This is a genomic window from Pseudomonas sp. UF-293, assembly GCF_058245595.1.
Window position 1 is genome coordinate 55472 of the sequence record NZ_JBSICA010000014.1, and the last position, 18008, is coordinate 73479.

At 56.5% G+C, this 18008-nt stretch carries 13 protein-coding genes; 1 reads left to right on the plus strand and 12 read right to left on the minus strand.

Annotation, left to right across the window (positions count from 1 at the left end; all coding sequences use genetic code 11):
- Positions 1–4 precede the first annotated feature (4 nt).
- The 12 genes from AC4IHP_RS16395 to AC4IHP_RS16450 form a co-directional block, all read right to left on the minus strand.
- Positions 5–598: a DUF502 domain-containing protein gene (locus tag AC4IHP_RS16395; RefSeq protein WP_490832180.1), complete on the minus strand. Its 594-nt coding sequence runs from the start codon at positions 596–598 to the stop codon at positions 5–7.
- A 90-nt stretch (positions 599–688) separates the two neighbouring features.
- Complete coding sequence (locus AC4IHP_RS16400) at positions 689–3046, minus strand: tetratricopeptide repeat protein (RefSeq protein WP_490832181.1); 2358 nt, start codon at positions 3044–3046, stop codon at positions 689–691.
- A 101-nt stretch (positions 3047–3147) separates the two neighbouring features.
- Positions 3148–5652: a fused MFS/spermidine synthase gene (locus tag AC4IHP_RS16405; protein ID WP_490832182.1), complete on the minus strand. Its 2505-nt coding sequence runs from the start codon at positions 5650–5652 to the stop codon at positions 3148–3150.
- Positions 5653–5732: 80 nt separating this feature from the next.
- On the minus strand, positions 5733–6749 hold the full coding sequence (locus AC4IHP_RS16410; protein ID WP_490832183.1) for an HAD family hydrolase: 1017 nt from the start codon (positions 6747–6749) through the stop codon (positions 5733–5735).
- Positions 6746–8062 (minus strand): BatD family protein, encoded by a 1317-nt coding sequence (locus AC4IHP_RS16415; protein WP_490832184.1) that lies wholly within the window; start codon positions 8060–8062, stop codon positions 6746–6748. The genes AC4IHP_RS16410 and AC4IHP_RS16415 overlap by 4 nt, the downstream gene beginning before the upstream one ends.
- Positions 8059–9639, minus strand: coding sequence for a VWA domain-containing protein (locus AC4IHP_RS16420; RefSeq protein ID WP_490832185.1), 1581 nt, complete (start codon positions 9637–9639; stop codon positions 8059–8061). Before AC4IHP_RS16420 ends, AC4IHP_RS16415 begins: the two co-directional genes overlap by 4 nt.
- A 1-nt stretch (position 9640) precedes the next feature.
- Positions 9641–10633, minus strand: a complete 993-nt coding sequence (locus AC4IHP_RS16425; protein WP_490832186.1) for a vWA domain-containing protein — start codon at positions 10631–10633, stop codon at positions 9641–9643.
- The gene (locus tag AC4IHP_RS16430; RefSeq protein ID WP_490832187.1) at positions 10620–11126 is read right to left on the minus strand and encodes a DUF4381 domain-containing protein; all 507 of its coding nucleotides are present in this window, start codon (positions 11124–11126) and stop codon (positions 10620–10622) included. Before AC4IHP_RS16430 ends, AC4IHP_RS16425 begins: the two co-directional genes overlap by 14 nt.
- On the minus strand, positions 11123–12058 hold the full coding sequence (locus tag AC4IHP_RS16435; protein WP_490832188.1) for a DUF58 domain-containing protein: 936 nt from the start codon (positions 12056–12058) through the stop codon (positions 11123–11125). The genes AC4IHP_RS16430 and AC4IHP_RS16435 overlap by 4 nt, the downstream gene beginning before the upstream one ends.
- Positions 12055–13035 (minus strand): AAA family ATPase, encoded by a 981-nt coding sequence (locus AC4IHP_RS16440; RefSeq protein WP_490832189.1) that lies wholly within the window; start codon positions 13033–13035, stop codon positions 12055–12057. The genes AC4IHP_RS16435 and AC4IHP_RS16440 overlap by 4 nt, the downstream gene beginning before the upstream one ends.
- Before the next feature lie 1130 nt (positions 13036–14165).
- The gene (locus tag AC4IHP_RS16445; protein ID WP_490832190.1) at positions 14166–16487 is read right to left on the minus strand and encodes a hypothetical protein; all 2322 of its coding nucleotides are present in this window, start codon (positions 16485–16487) and stop codon (positions 14166–14168) included.
- Positions 16488–16755: 268 nt separating this feature from the next.
- Entirely contained in the window at positions 16756–17112 is a 357-nt protein-coding gene (locus AC4IHP_RS16450) for a hypothetical protein (RefSeq protein WP_490832191.1), read from the minus strand.
- A gap of 559 nt (positions 17113–17671) precedes the next feature.
- On the opposite strand from AC4IHP_RS16450, the gene AC4IHP_RS16455 reads away from it, so the two are divergent.
- The gene (locus AC4IHP_RS16455) at positions 17672–17971 is read left to right on the plus strand and encodes a MafI family immunity protein (protein WP_016984859.1); all 300 of its coding nucleotides are present in this window, start codon (positions 17672–17674) and stop codon (positions 17969–17971) included.
- Positions 17972–18008 lie beyond the last annotated feature (37 nt).

An 18008-nucleotide genomic window follows, 5' to 3' on the forward strand; every position in this document is an offset into this window, starting at 1 on the left:
GAACTCAGGCTTTTGGCAGCCACGGCTGCATAGCCTCCAAGAGACCACGACCTCCGCGTCGCAAATTGGTGAGCAGCGTTAGCCATGTCAGCCCGGTGATGATCACATGTGATGCGGGAATCAAACGCACTTCACCCGCAGTACCGCCAGCGGGACCACCATCAGGCATGTAGATCGTCAGGAATTCGCCGACACTTTCGAGCACCAGGCATACGCGCCACCCTTCACCCTCTGCGATTAATCCGACCTTCGAGCCGTCGTCATTTTCGAGCCCGGCCATTCGACTCGCAGCGTCCTTGACCAGTTGGTATCCAGGCAAATTGCCAAGCACCTTGTTTTCAATCGCATCGACAACATGCGACGCGGCGGTTGTCTTCGCCAGCAGACCAGCCAGAAAGCACAGCAGAATCAAACCCGCCAAGGTAGCCAGGCTCAGTAGTGTGACGCCGGCGATGTCATAGCCGGAGAACATTGGCAAAAGCTTCTGCACCGGGCCGCGCAGAAGGTGAATGGCTTTTTCGATCAGCACGAAGATGAGAACCAGCGGCAAGATAAAGATCAGGCCGCCGAGCACTGTGGTCTTGAAGAATTTGAACATCGATCCCTCCATCATGGCAGCGCGCATCAGTGATTGACTGGCCAGGGAAGGCCAGTCCCTTTCACCTTAGGCTACAACGCCTGAATGCACTCATTTCAATGCAGGATCCGCGATATTCATTTTCTTCCAGGACTGCAAGACTACCTGTGCCTTGGGTTCCTGCCCGCTGTTGAGATACCACTCGATCAGCGAGAGCCGCGCGTTGCGATTGGCAGGTTGCACCTTGAGCAAACGCTCCAGTTGCGCACACGCTTCATCCACTTTGCCGCTCTCGTGCAAGGCAACTGCCAGAACATAACCGTACTGCGCGTTCTGCGGCTCCAGTTGCGCAGCCTTGCTGAGGGATGGCATGGCTTCGGCGGTTTTACCCGCGCGGATCAAGGACAGTCCGCGAGTGTGGTGCAGCAACGCGGCGTCAGGGTGTTGTTTGAGGCTTTCATCAAGCAGGGCCTGGGCTTCCTGACTGCGGCCGTTGCCTTCCAGCCATTGCACAAGCGTGACCAGAGCGGGGTAGAAGTCCGGATCGCGCTTCATTGCTGTACGCAGTAGCCCCTCTACTTCGCTGGCGCGCCCATTGGCTTGATAGAGCATCGCCAGATTGAGGTTGGCTTCGGCGCGCTCCGCCAGACTCGTTTGCACGGCTTCGTACTCGGCAATTGCTGCGTCCCAGTTGGCCTGTGCCGGGCCCATACCGTTGCGAGCGACACTCAACAGGTCCCGAGCCGCCACGATGCGCACAGCCTTGACCGGATCGTCCAGCAGCGGCGTCAACAAAGACGCCCGCTCCGGCGGCGGTAGAAACGCGCTGACAGCGCGCACTGCGGCTTCACGAACTTGCGGGGCTGGATTTCCCAGATCCTGCGTTGCCAGTTTCAGCGCCTGTTCACTCGGATACAGCGGCAGTTCCGCCAATAATGTCGCTCGTTGTATCGCTGGCAGATTGTTGCGCTGCAACTGCTCGTATAACGCCTGCGCCGCGCCAGGCTGACCATTGCGAATCAGCAGGAGACTTTCGTCGTAACGCGGCGCCTGCGGGGCAGTCGGTCCGTTCCAGAGTTTGAATTGGGCGATGATCTTGTCCCCGGCCTTGCCTTGGTGACACGTCAAACAGGCGTCCTGGGTGCCGAGTTTCGTCGCGCGTTCCGGGTTGGGAATACTGAAGCTGTGGTCATGTCGGAAATCATTACCCATGTAGAACTTCCCGGGCATGTGGCAATCCACGCATTGCGAACCAGGCTGCCCCATAGCGTGGCGGGTGTGTTCGACAGAGTCGTAGTTTTTTGCCTGGAGGCCTTTGCCATCGACACCTTCGACGGCGGTCTTTCCAGCAGTGTTATGGCATTGCAGGCACACCGCGTTACCCGGTGCTTTGAGCTCGTTGCTGTGCGGGTTGTGGCAATTGCTGCAGCGCACACCTTTGTCGAACATTTTGCTTTGCAGGAACGAGCCGTGTTCGAACACTTCGTCCTTGATCTTGCCGTCCAGTGCATACAGCTCGCGAGTCAGGGCGCTTGGCAGGTAATCGTCCATCAAGCGCTTTCCGACGGTGTAGCCATCGCCCAACGGCGCGCGACGCGCGTGGCAACGGGCGCAGGTCTCGATTTCGACGGTGGCGTTCTTGTCCTTGAGGTCGACATCGAAACCGGCGTGGATCAGGTCGGTTTTCTTCGCCGTCCATTCCAGGTGGTTCGACGCCGGGCCATGACATGCCTGACAACCGACACCAAGGCTGTTCCAGTGACTGGAGAAAGTGTTGCTGGCCGCATCGAAGTTACGCTTGAAGCCGGTGGTGTGGCACTCGACGCACATGAAGTTGGCGTTCTGGCTCGGCTTGCTCCAGTGCAGCGGATTCTTGAAGTTCACACCTTGGCCGGCGTAAAGATGAAACCAGCGATGCTTCTCGGTATCCCAGGCGACACCCAGCGCCTGCAAGCGACCTTCGCCGACCTCAATCAGGTATTGCTGGAGCGGCGCGATGCCGAAGGTATAGGCGACTTTGAAATCGGCGTTCTTGCCGTCGAGCCCCGGCGCGTTGACCCAGAATTCGTTGCCCTTGCGCACGAAACGGGTGGTCTCGTTTTCGGCCTTGAAGGTGACGTTGTTGAAGTCACCAAGCATGGTTTCGGCAGTGGCCGGTTGCATGGCCAATTGGTGGTGTGAGCCTTGCCAATCCTTGACCTGTTCACTGTGGCAGCCTTGGCATTGCTGTTCATCGACCATCGTTGCCGGTTTGACGGCAACCACCGGTACAGGCTTGGCCGGTTGCGCCACGGGGGCGCTGACCTCCACAGACTTGCCCGGCGCGGGTGCCGGGCTCAGCAGAAACCAGCCGATTCCCGCCACGGCTGCCAGCAGCAGGCCGATAGTGACGGGAGACAGGTAGCGAGAGATCGAGGTTGGTGCGGCGTCAGGCTGGTTCGGTGCGGCTCTGTTTTTATGCTTGGGCATTGCGACTTCCGTAGTCCAGGTCCATGTGCCTTCAGGCGAATATTCGAGCTAATGCAGCTTTAGCCTGCGGGCCGCCGCGTGTCAAATGTTCAATGGGTGTCTCACTGGCCGACGAACCAGCGAAAATACGGATTACCTCCGTCACCACTCATCACTTCCCGGATGTCGCGTGCCCAAGCCTCCCGGTCACCGTCATAGGCATGCAGGCTGGCGCGGTAAAACTGCATCAAGCGTTGACGATGGACTTCCATACGCTGGGTAAAACCCTCATCTCCATTTACCAATGGAGGCGAAACGTGCAGGTCCAGCAATGCTGGGAGTACCCGGGTGATCTCCTTGGCGCGCACCCATGGCGCATATTCGATGCGCGGCTGATCGTCGGTTACGGCTGGCGCATCGGCGGCGAAACGCTCAAGACCGGCCCGGTCGGTAACCCAGGTTGACAGCAACGCTGCGGCCGAGCCAATGCCGACGTCCTGCAATGTCCCGCGCACAGAATCTTGCTGAAACCGCTGGCTGATTTTTGTTACGTCCAGTTCGATCGGCTCCATCGAACCCACTAACAACATTTCATGAAATTCGCTGGTCCAGACATTCGCATAAGGAAATACATCGAGAAAGCTGCGCACCAGTGAGCGCGAGTCTTCGATATTTTGTGTTGGCAAAGGCAACCATTGGGCGACCAGGCCATTTTTCTGCAAACGGCTGGCGGCCAATTGATAGAAGTCCCGGGAATATAAATTCACTACGCCGGCGGCGGAAGGCGGTGGTGGTTCGAGCGTAATCAAGTCGTAACTTTGCGCACTGCGCAGGAGTTCCTGACGGCCATCGCGCAAACGCACGTCGACACCGGGATCACTGGCCGCGTTGAAATTTCCTTTGAATAATGGTGCGGCCTTGATAACGGACGGCAGCAATTCGGCCACGACTCGATGCGCCAATCCGGGATATTTGAGCAGTGCACCGGCGGTGATCCCCGTACCGAAACCGATCACTAAAGCCGAGCGCGGCTCGCCATTGTGGATGAGCAGCGGCAGCAACGCCTGGATGCGCATGTAGCGCAGTGACGGCATCGCGTCGCCGGTGTTTGAAACCCCCTGGATGTAAAGACGCTGGAACGCGTTTTGCCCTTTACCTTGTGTGACCACCGCGACCGTACCGCCGCGACCCTCTTCGTAGAAGACCAGCGTTCCATTGCGAGCACCGGGTAACAGACTCGCCAGCTTATCGACCGGCGTTAACAGCGCGAGTGCTACTGATATCAGGCCGAGCGCAACCACAGCCTGGCGCCGTCCTTTTTTCACTCCGTGCCCTTTGCGTACAGCCAGGTAACCGATGCCGGCAGCAATGACCGCAAGCAGGCCCAAAGTACGCACCAGGCCAAGCAGGGGAATCAGTACGAATCCGCAAAGCAGCACCCCGATGATCCCGCCAAGGGTGTTGAAGGCGACCACCGCACCGACGTCTCGGCCAACTCGCTCACTGCCAACGCTCAGGCGTAACGCCAACGGAAATGCAGCCCCGAGCAGCAGGGTCGGCAGAAACACAATGCTCAATGCGGCAACGGCAAAACGGGCACTCATCCCCGCGAGTTCGCTGGCGCCCAATGCCAGCAACCAGATTTCGACCTGACTTTGCGCGATCACCAGCCAACGCCCGAGCAGCGTGATTTCCAGCAGCGCAATCAGCCCTGCGCCGACGATAAGCAAACCAAATATGCCCCACGGATCGCGGATCCGATCAACGCGGCGGGAGAGGAGGGCGCTCCCAAGAAACAGCCCGGCCAGATACGTCGCCAGCACTACGGCAAATGCGTAGGTACGGGTGCTCATGAATTGCACGATCGACTGCGACCACACCACTTCATAGCCCAGGGCCACACCACCGGCTACGGCATATAGCCACAAGGCTGTGCGGTCGGGGACTTGCTCAGCCTGGTGCTTGACCGCAGCATGCTTCATTGCCGGTTGCTGATACTGCCACCAGAGCGCGCCTGCGGCAGCCAGCAGATTGAACATGGCGGCGGCTAGCGCGCTGCCCCGAACGCCGAGGGTGGCAACCAATACAAACGCAGCAAGCAGAGTACCGACAATCGCGCCCAGGGTATTGGCTGCGTACAGCTGGCCGCCGGCCTTGCCCGGCGCGGATGCCAGCGATCGCACCAGCACGGGGAGCGTACCGCCCATCAGCAAGGCAGGGACGCCGACCAGCGCAAAGGGCAGCACCCATGCCAGCACGCCGACATACTGCTGCAGCCAGGCAAACACCGGTGCAGAAAGGCTAAGTGCGAACGTCGCGCCGACACCTAGTACGGCAACCAGCACTTCCAGAATGGCGTACAGCAGAGCGGGTTGATGCAGGCGATCCGCCCAGCGGCCGAACAGCCAGCCACCCAACGCCAGACCCGCGAAGAATGCGCTGATGCCCGTGGTGATGGCATAGACCTCAACACCCACCACCAATGACAACTGCTTGATCCAGAGCACTTGATAGATCAACGCCGCCGCACCGGATATGCACAGCAAAACCGCGGGAACGATCAGGGCGATACGAGAGGGGCCAGCAACAGACATATCCGGGATTTCGCCAGTAACTCGTGAAGACATTGCACGCCAGCCTTATTCCGATTCGAAGGTGCTTTAAAGTTGCTTGGGCTTCGCCGGGCGCCTGGGGGATAAAACGCTTGTCACTGGGCAGGCTGGCCGGCATCGACTGGATAGACGCGCTGCCATTCGCTCGCCATATCGACAACCGTCCAGCCCCGCTGCCTGGCCTCATCAAGTGCTTTGTCCAAACGACCAATCTGCGATTGGCGGTCATAGGCCCATTCGCGTTTGGCATCGGTGTGATGTACCAGACCCATAAAGCGTTTGCCAGCGCCGGCTGCAGTCCATTGGAGCATCTGCAGGTCGCCGTCTGAGTTGCCGAACGCCAGAATCGGACGCCGGCCGATAATATTGTCAATGCTCACGGGTTTGCCCGGACCGTCGTCGTTATGCACCAGCTTGGGGTTGCGGACAATGGATGCTTTACCGTCCTTGAACTGGTACGAGGTGTCGAACGTCGTGCCAATGACTTGCTCGGGCGGGATGCCATAAACCTTTTCGGCGAAGGCGCGCATGAAGCCTGTGTCACCACCGGAGACGATGTAGGTCTTGAAACCTTCGCTGCGAAGATAATCGAGCATCTCGAGCATCGGCTGGAAGATCATCTCGGTATAGGGTTTACCGGTTTTTGGATGTCGGGCCTGGGTCAGCCAAGTCTGGGCATAGTCATTGAATTGCTCTGTTGTCATGCCACTGTGCGTTGCACCGACGATTTTCAGCAAACCGTCCATGCCCGTCGCAGCCAGGGCCTTGTGGTCGTTTTCAAGCACAGCCTTGAACGGCTGAGTGGTTTTCCATTCGGGGTGCTGCGCCGCGGTGCGTTTGACCTCGTCGAATGCGAATAGCACTTCGAAATAGGCGGGCTGCTCGCTCCACAAAGTGCCGTCATTATCGAATACAGCAATGCGCTCGGCTGGCTTGACGAAGTCCTTGCTCGTCTGGTCGGTTACCGACTGGACGAATTCGATGATGCTCTTTTTGGAAGGACCATCATTCCATGAGGGCAGAGGTTCACTGGCCTGGACCAGCTCTGGCAGCATAATGAGCAACAACAGGAGCAGACCGAAACGACGGAAATGCAGATTCGGGTGACTCATGAGTAGTCCTTATCATGAACGGGGTTGAGCGGTTTCAGGGCTGGTTGGGGGGAGCCTTGCTTTTCTTTGGCCTGAATGTGCAGCTTAGCCAAGGATTGAGGAAGTTCACCCAATGCTTGATCTTTATTGGCCTTTTGGCCATAGAGAACGCCTAACAGCGTTTGCAGATGTGGGTCGAAAGGCGCCAGCTTCAAGCCGAGTCGACCTCTGCGCAGCCACAAATACAATGCGGTCAGTTGGGGAGGGCGACCTTCGATTTGCGGTTTGATTTGCTGCCAAGCGTATTCAGCCGATTGCAACCGCGTCTGACGGCGCGCTCGCTGGCGGACTCGCAAGGCACGGTAGCCACGAACCAGCATCGGGCGGCCGAACCAGACGACGGCGACCAGCAAGCTCAAGAGCGCTAGCCAACTGAGCCAGCGCGTGGATAGGTGCAGGCGGCTGTCTGCTCCGAGTTGCCGTAGGTCTTCTGCGATTGAAAACACAGGTTTGTAGGCATTGTTAGCCGTGGCCTCAAATGTGACCGCAGGAACTTGAGCCGTGCGCGCCTGATGGTTGCTGGAGTCCCACCATTTCACTTCGATGGCGGGCAAAGTGTGCGTGCCGGCGCTATCGATGCGGTAACTGGCGCTGTCGATCCGTTCGCCACCCAGGACAAAACCCCGACCATCATCAAGATTGCGTATCTGGGGCGTTTTGAGATAACGGCTCAGGCCACCGACTTTGCTCAACGGTGGCACCGGCAGGGTCATGGCCAGGGCATTGTCGGCTTGCAGGGTCAGCTGTCGAGTAACGGTGTCGCCGACTTTCAAAGGCGTGGCGGAATTGGTTATGCGTTGGCTCAATCTCAGGCCGGCCGCTACCAAAGGTATTTCGCCCGGCCCGAAGCCCGGCGGTCGGGCTGCGCTGAATTGCACTGTCTGGCTGGCGGCACTCTGTTCCTCTGTCGCTTGCCCAGGTGTAGCGCGTACCGTCAGCGGCGGGATAGTGAAGTCGCCCGCGACGTTGGGTGTGATCAGATATCGATAACGCATGCCGCTGAACGACTGGCCGTCGAGCGTCTGATTAAGGTGCTCAGCCTGGCCGTCGGGAGGTAATACTTGCGCGCCAACAAGCTCCAGGCCAGGCAGGGTGGGGGCGCTGGTGAACCAGGTGTCTGTCAGGATATCGAGCTGCAATTCCAGCAGCCCACCAACCATCGCACCATCGGCAGGCTGCAAATGCGTCCGGACCTTGAGCTGGGGTTCGGCCGCGTAGGCGCTTACGCTGCAAAGCAATAGACAGGTCAGCGCGAACGAAGCAGTGAGTCTCATGGCTTGGCTCCTGCTTGATCCTGCAAGCTGAATTTCTGCTTGAGGAACTTCGCCGGAGAGGTGGTCAGGTTTTGCAACCACAGCGCATCCGACGTTGCCTGTTCGGTTTCAATGGTCTTGCTCTGGCCTTTTCCCGGTGCCTTGTCGAATTTGACTTGGTCCGGCTTGGTATCGGGTGCATTCTGCTCGGCGCTTTCAGTGTCTTTCTGCAACGCCTGCGCCAGAGCGAGGTTGGCAGTGGCTTCCGGAAACTGCGGTTGCAGTTTCAGTGCCTGTGAGTAAGCAGCAATCGCCTCATCGAACTTGAATCGACGCACGTAAATGTTGCCCAGATAAAAAAACGCTTGAGGCGTATCGAGCCGGGCAAATGATGTCAGTGCCAAGTCGTAATCGGCCGCTTCATAGGCCGCAATACCTTTCCACAATGGGTCCGTAAACAGCGCTGCTGCCTGCGGGAAATGCTCATGTTCGAACGCCCACCGTCCTTGCTGATCCCGGGTAAAAAACGCATCTGTCAAAGCGTTGGCTTGAGCCGGAGCGCTCGGCCAGCCGAGGCCGATCGTCAGTAGCAGCGCCGGCATCCAGTTGACACTCCAACCCTTGTGAACGCTGAATAACGCCAGCAGTAAAAGCGGCCAGCACAACCAGTAACCGGCATCTTTCCATTGCAATACACGCTGTTCTTCACTGGCACTGCGAAAGTGTTGTTGCGCGTGTCCTTCGATCCAGTCCAGATCATCGTCATCAAGTGTCAGGCTGCCCAGGGGAGCGTCCAGGAGCGAAGCCAACTCCTTGAGCGCAGCCGGATCAAAACTGCCGAGAACAGGACGCCCATCAGTTGCGGTGTGCGGCTGGCCATTGCTGTCGAGAATTACACCACCATTTTCATTTCCGACCGCCAGTATCAGAACCTGCAGCGAGCTGCCCGCCAACTGCTTGCCAAGGCTGTCTGGTTGGGTGGAATCGGCACCGTCGGTGATCAACAACAGGGTGCCTGGGGTATTCTCAGCGTCCAGCAAGCGTTTCGCCTGAACGATCACCGCAGCAACGTCCTTGCCTGGCTTGTCGATCAGTCCGGTATCCAGCGCTTGGATGAACGTGTCCAGTAGCTCTGGGTCGTTCGTCGCAGGCAAGACCAGATGTGCGCTTCCTGCGTAGGCGATCAGTCCGGTGCGCGCGCCGGCTCTTCGCTGAATCAAGTCATGAAGTTTGTGTTTGACCGCTTCCAGCCGCGTTGGCTGGATATCATTGGCGTCCATCGAAGGTGAAAGATCGAGGGCGATGATCAACGGAGCACGGTTTTCGAGGAAATCCGGGCGATCCTGCTCCCAGGTCGGCCCGGCAACAGCCACTGCGCCGAGTACGAGCAGGGCACACAATACATGTACTGGCCGCAGCCGTTGCTGGTCTTGTGGTGTGACCAACAGATGGGGTAATAAATGCTCCGCAATCTTGCCACGCATACTGCGCTGAAGATCGCGACTTTGGTGCCAGATCCACGGCAGCAGTGCGCCGAACACGGCCAACAGAAGCCATGGCGGACGCAGAAAGTGAAAGTCGCCGAGGTTTATGTCCATCTCACACCTCCCGACGCTGGCTTGAGGTTACCAACCGTGGCCCGACCATGGCAGACAGGTGATACAGGGCCAACAACAAGAGCGCCGCACCCATCGGCCAGTAGAAAAACTCGTGCTGAGATTGATGGCTCAAGGTTTTTACCTGGTGCGGGGTGAGGCGGTCGAGTGTGCTGTACACCTGATCGAGTGCGGTGCGATCTTCGGCCCGAAAGAATTGGCCGCCCGTGGTTTTGGCAATACGCTCCAATTCGCTCAGGTTGACTTTGGATTCACCCGTAGCACCGGGGTCCCCGATGCCGATGGTGTGAATCACTACTCCCTTGGCACCGGCCATTTCAGCGGCATGATCCGGGGTAATCGCGCTACTGGTGTCGTTACCGTCGGTGAGCAGTACGAGGATTTTTTCCTGTTCCTGGGCTTTTTCCAGCATTTTGAGGCCTAGCCCGATGGCATCGCCAATGGCGGTATTGGGGCCCGCCATGCCAATGCCGGTGTCGTTCAGCAACAGTGACAGGCTAGCGTGATCGAGTGTCAGGGGCGACTGAGGGTAAGCGCCGCTGCCGAACACGATCAAACCGATACGATCCTCTTTGCGTTTATCGATAAACCCCTGCACGACGGCTTTGACTGCGGCCAGGCGATTGGTCTTTTTTCCATTGGCGTCGGTGAAGTCTTCGGTCTCCATTGACTGCGAAATATCGATCGCCAGCAGCAGATCCCGTACGGGTTGTTGCCGCTCGATAGGCTTTTCAATGAACACCGGACGAGCTGCGGCGACCAGTAGCAACGCCCATATCACCAGATTCAAAAGCAATTGCCAGCGATTGGCGCGACTGCCAGCGGACGACGGTGTCGCACCCACCGCACGGCTCATTGCGCTGAAAAACGGCACGCGCACGGCACTGCGAGCTTCACGGTAGGCGGGCAGGTACCGGTAAGTAACCCAAGGCAGCGGCAACAGAAACAGCAACCACGGATACTCAAGCTGCCACATGATGTCGCTCCACCCATAGTTTGCAGGTATCAAATAGTGCATCGCGGCGGGGAGGGGGGAGGGCGAGCAGGGTTGCGTCCGGGGCATAAGCCAGCGTCGCGAGCTGTTGCGCGAACTCGTCGGGGAGCTGTTGATCGACATGCGCTTGAAGGAAAGTCTGCCACTCAGCATTCCCCAACGCTGCAGCAGCGGCGCTGGAAGTGAGAAATGTTGGTCCCGGCATGGACAGTGCTACGCGCTTGAGCAGTCCAGGCAGTTCCCGCAGCGCATGCAGTTCGTCACTATTGGCGCGCAACTTTGCCAGGTGTGCCAGCGCCTCACGCCGATAGCGATCACGACGCCATTGAATGAAGCGCCTGGTGCCAATGATTGCGGCAGCCAGAAGCACAATCGCTAATAGAATCCACCAACCCCAGGTTTGCGGCGAATAGCTGACGGGCGCAGGCAGCGCCAACTCTTTGAGTTGCGCGATACTCGGGACGCTCACGCTCATCGTCGTCCCCCCGGTCGTTTGCCCAGCTCTGCGCGTAACTGAGTGAGCGACTCTTCGGCCGTACTGAACATCATCAACGGTACCCGGCTGCGGCGGAGCAGGGTGGCAACATCCTTGAGCCGTCCACCGAGGTAGTCCCCTAACGGTTGATACACCTGCCGACGGCCGACCGCCAACTCCACCTGTAACTCGCCTTGGGTCACTAACAATTTGCCGTCAGTGGGCAGATTGACCGCCATCGGGTCGTAGACTTGAATGGCAATCACATCATTGTGGGTCGCGAGTTGTCGCATCAATTGCAGCGTGCGTTCGCCCGCGCCAGCGAAGTCGCTGACAATGCATATCAAGTGGTCATGGCCGGCCAATGCCAGGCAACGCTGCAAAACCTTGTCGAGTTGATCGGCATCTTCAGCATCGGGATTGGCGGCATTTAGTGCCTGATTCTGAGCTGCGATGCGACTGCAAAATGCCTCCACGCGCTTACGGCTGCGCAAGGGTGCAATGCTGTCGATACGAGAATCGTTGAATACGAGACCACCCACCCGGTCACCGGCGTTGAACACCATCCAGGCAGCCAGCGCGCCGAGTTCGGCAGCGACGACTGACTTGAAGCTACGCTGCGAGCCAAAGAACATCGACATACGTTGATCGACCAGGATCAGCGCAGGGCGGTCGCGTTCTTCAGTGAACGTGCGCACCACAGGTTTGCCGGTACGCAACGAAGCCCGCCAATCGAGATGCCGTAAATCGTCGCCAGGCTGGTAGCGGCGCAACTCGTCAAAATTCAGGCCCCGGCCACGTAAGCGTGAAGCATGATTGCCGGCAAGAATGCTGCCTTGAGGTTGACGCGCAGCAAAGCTGAGCCCTCGAGCCGGAAACTCCATTGCCATCAATTGGCCGAGAGAAACGTAGACGTACCCGTCACTGGTCATGCCGGAATTGCTACCTTGTCCAGGATCCGGTCCAGCACTTGGTCAGCCGTCACTCCATCGGCCACTGCGTCATAGCTCAGCTGTATGCGATGGCGTAGCACTGGATGCACTACGGCGCGCACGTTGTCCGGCGAGACGAAATCCTGGCCTTGCAACCAGGCATCGGCGCGGGCGCAGCGATCAAGGCCTATGCCGCCACGCGGACTCGCGCCAATGTTGATCCAGCGACCCAGATCTTCGTCATAGTCGGCCGGATAGCGGGTGGCATTGATCAGGTCGATCAGATAACGGTCAATGGCGGGCGAAACATGTATGGCGCTGACCTCCTTGCGCGCTTCGAAAATTACGCTCTGCGCTAGCGCGAAATGGTTCTTGGACGCGGTGTTCGAACCTTGACTGAATTCTTCGTCACGCAACAGGCGCAGCACCTGACTCTCATTTTCAGCGCTGGGATAGTCGAGCAGAACTTTCATCAGAAAACGATCCATTTGCGCTTCGGGCAGCGGATAGGTGCCTTCCTGCTCAATCGGGTTTTGGGTCGCAACTACGATAAACAAGTCTGGCAAAGGATGACTGTTGCCAGCAACGGTGATCTGTCGTTCCTCCATGGCTTCAAGCAACGCAGCCTGGACTTTGGCCGGTGCGCGGTTGATTTCGTCTGCCAGAATCAGGTTGCCAAACAGCGGGCCGGGCTGGAAACGGATTTCATTGCGACCCTCGACTTGATGCAGGACCTCAGCACCAGTGATATCTGAAGGAAGCAGATCCGGCGTGAACTGGATGCGGCTCATCTTTGCATCAAGATGCTTGGATAGCGCCTTCACCGTGCGAGTCTTGGCCAATCCTGGAAGACTCTCCAACAGCAAATGCCCGTTAGCCAGCAAGCCAAGCAAAATCTGACGAATCACTTGATCCTGGCCGAGCACTGACTCAGCAATATTGGCCTGCAAGGCGTTGAGGTCGGTCAGTGCACTCATTCGAATTCCCTTATGAAATAGAGGCCCAAGGCTTGCTCATTAACTAATGTCGCAGACAAAGATAGGACAGAAAATTGCTCAGTGCCTGCGTATCGGGAAAAGTTGAAGCGAATCTTGATCCTGCCCGGCAGTAAGAAGGAGCTTTGGTAAATTGACGGATATGCTGCGTGCAGCGTCATCTGCACCCTCAACGCGCGAGAGCCGACCTGCAGTGAAAAAACGTGGAGCGGTTCGAGCCGTGACTCCCGCTAAGATATCGCGATAGTGGTTTAGGACTAGGTTGACCGAAGGGTGTAGGCGGGTAATGTTTATCTAATGCCAGGTAGGTGAAATGAATTGCTGCTCGTTAGGAAAGAGTTAGTCTGGAGTATTTCTTTATAACTCAACTAAATAGACGTTTAGTTTAGTTATAGCGTATTGTTATTAACGCATGGCGGCGTAAGTGTGACTTGAAATCACTTTCCAGCTGTTAAAGCAGCTCGGAATCCTTCCTATGAACGGCCATAAGATGCTGAGAAATATTGGTGAGGCAACGTTTGTCGGGTGGCATTCAGGCATTCGGTGGCAGACACCTCCATGCAGAAAGGAAGAGGCCTAGTCAGGCTTTAAATCTGACGTGACAGCCCTTTAGATCTGCGCAACATGTCCACGCGATACGGTCCAGATTTCACACAGCGGCGTGTTTTTGCATCGTAAGTGATGACACTCCCATTGCAGCGTGCGTACAAACATTCAGTTTTTCAAATGCTGTGCTCACAATTCCAGTTTTCAGATATCAAACGTTTTGGCTTTTGGCTTGCAAATGTTTCCTGCGATAAGTCCAGTTCCAGAGCCTTGGAAAAAATGACCGCCAATATTCGGTTTTGAAATGCCAAAAGGGAAAAAGATAAAAAGGACGATGTCACTGTGAAAGGAGAGCCTACGGTTCTGTTTTTTCAGGCGTTCCATTTTTCAGTGATGGAGACTTCAGTTTTTAATGGCGCTCACAGGCAACGACGCAGATTCGAATCTTGCGAGCAACGACGCTAGTCTTGTAATACTTTGTTACGTGTAATGTATATTATGTTAAATCATGGATGCGGATGGTCTCTGGCTTTTGATATCAGATCCACCACTCCTAACCTCTCAGTCTAAGCAACGCCATTCGTTTGCTGCTTCAACAACCAATGTCTCTCGGTAGTCCATCCGATAAAAACCTGAGCACCTTCGCTTGCTTGGCGAGCCTCGGTCAACGGTGCGCCAGAAGCCGCTACTCGCAATCCTCTAATCGCCGGCTGAAACCTTTCACGAAATGCACCAGGCTGAATCGCGAAATGAGCTTCGATCCGTTCAATCGCGTATCGCCTTTCTGTCTCATCGAGCATCGCTAGATAAAACACCATCTGCCGCCAGGCGTACGCTGTATTTTTGATCACTACCAGGCTGGAGTGATAAAACCTCAACTTCATCTGCTGGCGTTTGCATATCCATCTGAAGCATTCCTCGGCCATCGAAGCCAGGCGATGCTGCAACAGCGCCTTCAACCCAAGCTCACCAAATAAGAGCGAGAGGTTTTGTGTCGTCAGGATCTGTTGTTGCTCGATGATTTTCCCGTTAGTCGCCGGCCGCCATGTACCCAAGCGCTCATCAGCCCTCTGGGCGCACAGTCTGGCCAATGCATCCCTTGAACTTGTGTTGGGCCTGGAAAACCTTTTGCGCCTGGATTTCGGTTGATCAGGAAGCATCGCCAATAGGCTTGCGTCAATATCGTAGTAATTGGCGTATAGCGTGCCACCGATCAACGATACCGCCTGCCTGGCAGCTCTTATGTACTTGTTGGAGAAAGCGCCCATGAAAATGTCCGAAGCGACTTCTTCAACAAAAGACAGATCCAGCTTGGCCATCGCAGCAAGCGCAGCAAATTCCTGAATAAGTTTGTTGGGCAGGATCGCTTGAGGAAAAGCGCAAAGAGTCATTGCTGCGGATTCGATCAGGAACTGTTTCGCTGTTTCAGCGACCACCGCGTCCGTTTCTCGCTGGTCTTCAACAGCCGCCACCCACGGCAATTCATTCATTTTGACCTGGGTTTGCAGATCCAACAGCAACAATGATCGGCGTCGTCGAAAGGCACGATAGGTGGCGACAGACAGAATCCGCAGCGGCGTATCGCGAAATCCTGCGCTGTAGATCTCAGCCGTTATCGCTGGCAGCAGCCGCGCCACGGTGTCGCCAGACGTAATCAAACCCTTCTCGATCAACTCCTCAACCGTGCCGTTTTGACACCGCTCGACGCGTCGACGAACGGCCGGAGGGATGCCAGCACCTGTTACCAGCGAATATTCGGCCGCTTCTTCGCTGGTAATGGATTGCAACAGAGATGAAAAGTCTGAAACTCCATCCGATTCCGAATATCTGTTCAGGCGTTCGGCAACGGCTTTAGCAATCAGATGGTGCCCGGATGCAGACACGTGAGTGCGCTGAGTTTCTCTGCTCTTTACATGAGATTCAGATTCGGGATGACCATGCTTGCGTACGAAATCATCGACGATCCTGCGAATTCGTCCGACTTGTCGCCCAGTGAGCGACGCCGCATCGCTGGCGCAAAGCCCCAAGAGTGCAAACAACTCCCCTGCCCGATCCCTTGAGTTCTCAGCTTCATGTTGAGCGATGGGGCAGGAAGCATCGAACTTCCGCTTCAGAGTACTCGCCTGCTCAAACCATCCCTCGGGATACCGACGACAAGGCCAATCATCCTGATACGTCAAAAGGAAGAGCGACACCGCCGAATCGTAGAGCGGCAAGCGAGTCTCAACGACATGTTTTTGCAATGCAAAGTGCTTCTGTGCTGGGCGATTTGAAAGCACGGTTCTGATATCACCGACAGTACAAACCTGCACTTGCCCTGCCGAAAGCGGCAAACCGTCGGACGCCATCGGAAAGAATCGCAGCTGTACAAAGAAAGGCGCTATCGCTTCAACCAGATCCCATGCGTTATTTATGCGGTTCTGCCCCAGCAACCACGCCACTGTCAGCAGTGCAGCCTCCTCTGGCACCTCGACCCGATAATCACCGCTCGCGAGTTTGGCTTGCAGTACCTCGATCCCCTCCTCCGTGAGGTGCCAGGAGTTGAGATCGAGTCGTTCGAAGCCCGGACGGATACCTTGGATCGAGGCAGCCAGCCTTCGCTCATATTCAGTCAGTTCACCACCGGCCATGAACTGTCCAGTCGCAAAACCACCCGTGGCGACTTCCAACGTTACCCACCCAGGCACATCCGCGACTGGCGTTCGTGAGCCATACGATGCGGATTCGTCGGATATGTGTTTGATCACATTACGCCAGCGCTCGACGCGTTTGCTCGTCTGGCCATTATTGTCGAGGCCCGCTGCAGCGAGTGCCCGAGACAGTTGAAAGGCTGCATAGCCCGCGCCTATGCCGGCATTTGCATTCGATTTCCTATCGTTCCCGGGCATGAGTCCGTCCGTGCCTGCGATGTTGTGGGGCCGGGGGCTGGATTCGAACCAGCGCCCACCCGGTAGGAGCCGAGTGTTCTACCGCTGAACTACCCCGGAACAGAGCGCGGATTGTCCGCCAGCGCTGAACGATTGTGAAGATCGAAAACATTGCCGATTGTGAACCTGAACGGTCGCACCGGCGTAGCGAACCAATACGTCGGGAGCCGAAGACTTTATTTCGGGTTGCGGGATTGTCAGCGAGTTTAGCGCTACTGTGCGCAATCGATTACTTCGCCGTTCCAGTAGCAATTGCACGCGCCGGAGCGACCGCGATTGGTATTGCACTCAGAATTCGTTTGAGCTTGATTCCCAGTGCCTCACCTTCTGATTCTGCACTGATTTGCCAGGCTCCGACCCCATAGTCCGCATGATAAGTCGGGCTGACAAGCGCCGTTACTTCGTCTGCCCTAGGTATCAGCAGCAATGAAACGTCAGGCTTGATGCCCTTCCACTGGAGACTGTCGTGATAAATGTGCGCTGACTCCATTGCATTCAGGACGCTGGCACGGGCGCTGCGATACTTCGCGTCGAAAACCAAGAAGCGCTTCGCCGAAGGCGAGTCTAAGGAGATCGAAGAGAACAAGTCCAATGGCCTGATTGGCCGGATTGTCCTCTTCCTCGTAAGATTTGCTGACCTCAAAGCGTACAGGGTTCAAGGCCGGACGCTGAGTACTAGCAGGATGCAACACAGTGGGCCGGAATGGGCGCATCGTAATGTCCGAATTTGCTTTCCCGGCCAATCAAATGCATGGGCTCTGGTGTACCCGCTTCAGAATGCCAGTGCCCTGTACTTTGACTTCATGTATATCCACAAAGAGCCTCCTCAGGAAGTGCTGTCCGCACTGCTAAGGAAGTATCCACAGTGTTCCGTCATCGACTGGTCGCCCGGACGCTTGGCCTGCATCGAAGCTTAGGGGGTAATGTTGAGACGCTCGCTGAAATTATTCGGGATCTAGCTGAAGCTGCTTGGGATGAGCACATCACATTTGTCGATGCTTCGTACGAGGAAATGGGTAAAGCGTGACCTCAGAGCGGACGGTCGACCTTAGCTTCCCAAGCGCGTGCTCAAAGACCATGTCTTTGGCAACAATCGACCAGACGGGAACGGAACGCAGGTCACCATAATCGAAGGAATGTTTATTATGAGCCACCTTAACAACGACTTGAGGGCCGATTTCGTTGAGGCACTTGAGGAAATCTCGACGCTGATGTCCATTGCATACGACCAGCTTGGCCCTGTACCGGAAGACCATGCATTAGCTCAGGCAGGTTTAGAGAATGGTGGTGAAATAGTTCTGGATTATGTCGATCACAACGAGGCTGGAGTAGCATTCGAACACCTGCTTTACATGATTGACGAACCACCGCTCGTTGTTTCTGAAAAATGCATAAAAATTTTAGCTCGGATCGCAAAGTCCTTGAAGATGCCATTCACGAGGTGAAAAGAAATTTACCCATCTGAAGGTCAGCTTTGGGCCG

Coding starts and splice junctions, on each gene's coding strand:
- AC4IHP_RS16395 (WP_490832180.1), bottom strand. CDS start 598: ATGTTCAAATTCTTCAAGACCACAGTGCTCGGCGGCCTGATCTTTATC.
- AC4IHP_RS16400 (WP_490832181.1), bottom strand. CDS start 3,046: ATGCCCAAGCATAAAAACAGAGCCGCACCGAACCAGCCTGACGCCGCA.
- AC4IHP_RS16405 (WP_490832182.1), bottom strand. CDS start 5,652: ATGTCTTCACGAGTTACTGGCGAAATCCCGGATATGTCTGTTGCTGGC.
- AC4IHP_RS16410 (WP_490832183.1), bottom strand. CDS start 6,749: ATGAGTCACCCGAATCTGCATTTCCGTCGTTTCGGTCTGCTCCTGTTG.
- AC4IHP_RS16415 (WP_490832184.1), bottom strand. CDS start 8,062: ATGAGACTCACTGCTTCGTTCGCGCTGACCTGTCTATTGCTTTGCAGC.
- AC4IHP_RS16420 (WP_490832185.1), bottom strand. CDS start 9,639: ATGGACATAAACCTCGGCGACTTTCACTTTCTGCGTCCGCCATGGCTT.
- AC4IHP_RS16425 (WP_490832186.1), bottom strand. CDS start 10,633: ATGTGGCAGCTTGAGTATCCGTGGTTGCTGTTTCTGTTGCCGCTGCCT.
- AC4IHP_RS16430 (WP_490832187.1), bottom strand. CDS start 11,126: ATGAGCGTGAGCGTCCCGAGTATCGCGCAACTCAAAGAGTTGGCGCTG.
- AC4IHP_RS16435 (WP_490832188.1), bottom strand. CDS start 12,058: ATGACCAGTGACGGGTACGTCTACGTTTCTCTCGGCCAATTGATGGCA.
- AC4IHP_RS16440 (WP_490832189.1), bottom strand. CDS start 13,035: ATGAGTGCACTGACCGACCTCAACGCCTTGCAGGCCAATATTGCTGAG.
- AC4IHP_RS16445 (WP_490832190.1), bottom strand. CDS start 16,487: ATGCCCGGGAACGATAGGAAATCGAATGCAAATGCCGGCATAGGCGCG.
- AC4IHP_RS16455 (WP_016984859.1), top strand. CDS start 17,672: ATGAGCCACCTTAACAACGACTTGAGGGCCGATTTCGTTGAGGCACTT.